2 protein-coding genes and 1 pseudogene are annotated in these 4,342 nt (G+C 74.6%); 1 reads left to right on the forward strand and 2 read right to left on the reverse strand.

The annotated features are described in order from the left end of the window. On the reverse strand, window positions 1–1,222 hold a 1,222-nt coding region (locus ACFXA3_RS36880; RefSeq protein WP_385194609.1), incomplete at its 3' end, for an alpha/beta-hydrolase N-terminal domain-containing protein. A 193-nt stretch (window positions 1,223–1,415) separates the two neighbouring features. Here ACFXA3_RS36880 and ACFXA3_RS36885 point away from each other — a divergent pair. Next, window positions 1,416–2,762 (forward strand): diacylglycerol/lipid kinase family protein, encoded by a 1,347-nt coding sequence (locus tag ACFXA3_RS36885; RefSeq protein WP_385194611.1) that lies wholly within the window; start codon window positions 1,416–1,418, stop codon window positions 2,760–2,762. A gap of 42 nt (window positions 2,763–2,804) precedes the next feature. Here ACFXA3_RS36885 and ACFXA3_RS36890 read toward each other — a convergent pair. Further along, window positions 2,805–4,241 (reverse strand): annotated as a pseudogene (locus ACFXA3_RS36890) (SulP family inorganic anion transporter); the annotation flags it as partial. Window positions 4,242–4,342 lie beyond the last annotated feature (101 nt).

Below are 4,342 nucleotides of genomic sequence, written 5' to 3' on the forward strand. Positions count from 1 at the left end.
CAGGGCCGGCGAACACCGTGCCGGCGGTGCGGTTGCGCAGGTCGTACTCCCCGCTGAAGGCCGTCTCACCACCGAAGGAGCCCAGGCTCTCGCCGCCCGCGAACAGGCGCGGACGCCGGTCCTGCGGCAGCTTGGACCACGTGTCGTAGACCGCGTCGAACAGGTCGCGGCCCGCCTCGCGCGCCTTGGACTGGTCGACGAGGTACGACATCCACGAGGGCAGGTACGAGTACTGGATCGCCACCGTCGCCGTGTCGCCGTTGCCGAGGTACTCGAACGAGTCCACGGCGGCGGGGTCGACCCAGCCGCTGCCCGTGGTGGTCATCACGAGCAGGTTCGCGCGTTCGAAGCCGCCCGCCCGTTCGAGGTCCGCGACGGCCCGGGCCGCCCGGGTCTCCGTGCTGTCGGAGGTCTCCAGCCCGGCGTACGCCCGGATGGGTTCCTGCGCCGTACGGTGGGTGAACGCGCCGATGGCCTGGGCCGACGGTCCGCTGCCCGTGAACGCCCGGCCCTCCCGGCCCAGTGACTCCCACGGCACCAGCGAGCCGGGCCCGCCCGAGCGCAGCACGGTCGTGGGCTGGTGCACGCCTTCCGGGGTCTGCGTGTCACGCAGCGAGAAGGTTTCGTTAGCCGCGTTCACGAAGCCGCTCAGCAGCAGCCCGGAGAACGCGGCCCACGCCAGTCCGGCCACCAGGAGCCAGCCCACCACGCGCGCCGCCCGCCTGCCGATCCGGCGCCCGAGCAGAGCGGCGGCCCGGCGGTACAGGGCGCGCAGCCCGCGCCCGGTGAGGAGCAGGAGCAGGAAGACGAGGGCGGCGACGAAGGGACAGGCCACGGTGGTGACGATGTCGTACTCGGTGACCCCCATCAGCCGGCGGATCTCGTGCTGCCAGTACTGCCCGAGCCCGAACGAGACGCCGAGGAGCACGAGTGCGGCGGCGAGCAGGACCAGCCACGACCTGCGCGAGGGGCTGCGGGCGTCCCGGTCGGCGAAGGCGCGCCACACGTACGCCGCGATCACGCCCAGCCCGTACCCGATGGCCGCGCTGATGCCGCAGATCAGACCTTGGAGCACGCCTCCGCGGGGAAGCAGCGACGGGGTGAAGGACAGGCATGCCAGGACGAGGGCGCCCCAGCAGCCGGGCAGTGTGAGACCGAGCCGTCGGCGGCGCTTGCGGGGCGCCGGCACGTGCGGCGGAGGTTCCGGCGGGTCATCGGGCATGGCTTCCTCCGTGGACATGGTCCCAAGTCCCGGTGGGTCGTGCCATCCGACGCGGACGGCCGCGGGCTCGCCCCCGCGCGGGCGCGGTGCGCAGGCCGCGCGGGGGCGGCGCTCGTAGCCTGAAGTGGATGCGCGACGTCCGTCCGGCAGCCGGTGACGCGGCGGCAGGTCGTCCCGGTCGGGAGGTTGTCCCATGAGCAGGCGTTGGACCGCGCGGCTGGCCCTGGTGGCGGGCCTGGCGGCGCCCGTGGTGCTGCTGGTGTTCGGGGGTCTCGCGAGCCTCGTGCTGATGGGGGTGGGCTGGGCGGGACTGGCGCTCACCGCGGCCGGCGTGTGGTGGATGCTCACCCACACCGGCTGGATCAGGGCGCTGGCCGTGCTGCTGGTGGTCGTCGCACCGCTCGCCGTCCTGCTCCTGTACGCGACCGCGGGGCTGTTGTGGGTCGTGCTGGTCTCGCTCGCCCTGTGGGCCCTGGCCATCGCCGCGGGCAGGGCCGCCCTGGCCGAGGACGGCGCGCCGGGCATGCCGGAGCACCCCGCCGGCCGGGCCGAGCGGCCCTACCTGATCATGAATCCGCGCTCGGGCGGCGGAAAGGTCGAGAAGTTCGGCCTGGCGGAGCGGGCCCGGGCCCTGGGCGCCGAGGTCTTCGTCCTCGATCCGGAGCGGCACGACGACGTCGCCGGGCTGGCCCGGCGGGCCGTCGCGGACGGGGCCGACCTGCTCGGCGTCGCGGGCGGCGACGGCACACAGGCCCTGGTGGCCGCCGTGGCCGTGGAGCACGACATCCCGTTCCTGGTGATCAGCGCCGGTACGCGCAACCACTTCGCCATGGACCTGGGCCTGGACCGGCAGGACCCGTCCCGCTGCCTCGACGCGCTGACCGACGGGGTCGAACTGCACGTCGACCTCGGCGTCATCCACGAGGGGGAGGCGGCGGACGGCAGCCCGGGGCGCGTCTTCGTCAACAGCGCCTCGTTCGGCGTGTACGCGGAGGTCGTGCAGAGTCCGGCCTACCGCGACGACAAGGCCCGCACCATCCTGGAGATGCTGCCGTCCCTGCTGGCCCGGACCGGCGGAACACGCCTGGGTGTGCGTGCGGATGCGACGGTGCTGGACGGCCCCCAGGCCGTCCTGGTGAGCAACAATCCCTACCAGCGGGGGGATTCGGCCGGGCTGGGGCGCCGGGAGCGGCTGGACTCCGGTGCACTGGGGGTGCTGGGCGTCGACGTCGCGAACGCCGCCGAAGCGGCGGAGCTGCTGCTGCACGGCGGACAGGGCAGGGGTCTGACCACCTTGACCGCCAGGGAGGTCGTCGTCGACGCGCAAGCGCCCGCCATCCCGGTCGGTGTCGACGGCGAGGCGCTGGTGCTGTCCACTCCGGTGCGCTGCCGCATCGCGTCCGGCGCCCTGCGCGTGCGCGTGCCCCGCGACCGCCCCGGTGTACCGCGCACCAAGACGCCGATGGACTGGCGCCGGGTCCGGCGCTTGGCCCTGACCGTGGGACGGGCCGCGCGGGGACGCGGCGACGGCGTGGCCTGAGCGGCCCGGTGCGGGCGCGGGACCCGCCCGCCCGGCGGGCGGTCACGCCCCGTCGGGTGGTGCGGGGCCGGCGGACCAATGCGCTCCGGTGCGCAGGCGGAACGCGGCGACGGCGGCCTCCACGGTGGGGAAGAAGTGCTCGGGATCGATGGTCCGGGTGAGTTCGTACCGCTCGATCTTGCGTCGTACGGGGTCCTTGAGCTCGGCGAACACGAGGTGGACGCCCTGCGCGTTGAGCGCCTCGTCCAGCTCCTCCAGGACGTCGGCGGCGGTGGTGTCCACGTCGGTCATGGGCTCCGCCGCGACCACGATCCAGCTCGGCCGCGGGTCCGCGCCGGCCAGTCGTCTGACCTCGTCGCGGAACGACCTGGCGTTGGCGAAGAAGAGCGGGGCGTCGAACCGGTAGATCACCAGGCCCGGCAGCTGTTCGGCCTGCGGGTAGGAACGGATGTCGTGGTAGCCCTCCAGGCCCCGCACCCGCCCGAGCACCGTCTCGTACGGCCACCAGGCCCGCCGGAAGACGCCGAGGACGGACAGGCCCACGGCGATGGCGATCCCGGGCAGCACGCCGAGCAGGGCCACGCCCGCGAAGGCCGCGAAGCACAGCAGGAACTCCTCCTTGCGCTGCTGCCACAGCCGTGCGGCTCCGGGTACGTCGGCCAGCGACAGGGAGGCGGTGATGACCACGGCGGCCAGGGCCGGCTGGGGGAGGTTGCGGAACAGGCCCGGAGCCAGCACGAGCATGAGGACGATGAGCGCGGCCCCGACGACCCCGGTCAGCTGGCTGCGGGCGCCCGCGCGTTCGGCCACCGCCGTCCGGGACCCGCTCGTGCTGACGGGGAAGCCCTGGAAGAGCGCGGCCGCCAGGTTGGCCGCGCCGACGCCCGCCATCTCCTGGTTGCCGTGGACCTCCTGCCCGGTGCGGGCCGCGAAGGCGGACGCGTTGGAGATGGTGTCGGCCAGCGACACCAGGGCGATGCCCAGCGCACCGCCGAGCAGCGGCGCGAGGTCGGCGGCCCGCACGTCGGGGAGGGTGAACGGCGGGAAGCCCTCGGGCAGCACCCCGACCAGGCCCACGCCGTGCTCGCCCAGGTCGAAGGCGGCGGCCGCGGCGATCGCCAGGACCACCATCACGAGCACCGCGGGGACCTTCGGCAGGAAACGCTGCAGGACCAGGATCAGGGCGATCCCGCCCAGGCCCACCGCGGCCGCGGCCGGCACCGCCGCCCCGGCGGCGAGTTGCCGCACGAGGCCCGCGCACTCGCCGATCAGGTTGTCCGCGTCGACCTTGAAGCCGAGCAGCTTCGGCAGCTGGCCGATCAGGATGGTCAGGGCCAGGCCGTTCATGTAGCCGATCATCGTCGGCTTGGAGACCAGGTCGGCGATGAAGCCGAGCTTCGCCACCGAGGCCAGGATCATGATGGCCGCCACCATGACCGCGAGCATCGACGCCAGCGCGACGGCCCGGCCGGGATCCCCTCCGGGGGGGGGCGGGGGCGGGCGGGCGGGGGGGGGGGGGCGGCGCGGCGGCGCGGCCCGCGCGCGCCCCCGCCCCCCCCCGCCGGCCCGCACACACACCC

The organism is Streptomyces sp. NPDC059456 (assembly GCF_042750055.1).
Classification (GTDB): domain Bacteria; phylum Actinomycetota; class Actinomycetes; order Streptomycetales; family Streptomycetaceae; genus Streptomyces.

Bases quoted from the DNA above. Each gene is read 5' to 3' on its own strand.
- ACFXA3_RS36885 (WP_385194611.1), top strand. From the start codon at position 1,416: ATGAGCAGGCGTTGGACCGCGCGGCTGGCCCTGGTGGCGGGCCTGGCG.